1 protein-coding gene is annotated in these 310 nt (G+C 58.4%); it reads right to left on the reverse strand.

Annotation, left to right across the window (positions count from 1 at the left end; translation table 11 throughout):
* Nucleotides 1–310: hypothetical protein (locus tag AC0L3B_RS39060; RefSeq protein ID WP_473383052.1), on the reverse strand; the 310-nt coding region annotated here is incomplete at both ends.

Here is a 310-nt window from a genome sequence, read left to right on the forward strand (position 1 = left end):
GTATACCATTGCAGTGCCCCGTCCTAGCCTTGATGCCCGGTACTTCGAGTACCAGTACCGCACTCCCGGTTTTATCCAGCAGATGGACCGTTACTCCAAGGGCATTACAGATTTTCGCAAACGGCTCTACTGGGACGGTTTCTATCAACTGATAGGCCGCCCAGGTGATGGAGTTCGATTTGCCCGAGCCGGCCGAGTGCTGGACCAGGTAGCGCTGACCCACACCATGCTGGCTGGCATGCGTCACTAGGCGGCGCACCACATCCAGTTGGTGGTAGCGCGGGAAGAACAGCGTACGCTTGGCCAGTGG

The organism is Bradyrhizobium sp. Kon56 (assembly GCF_055807635.1).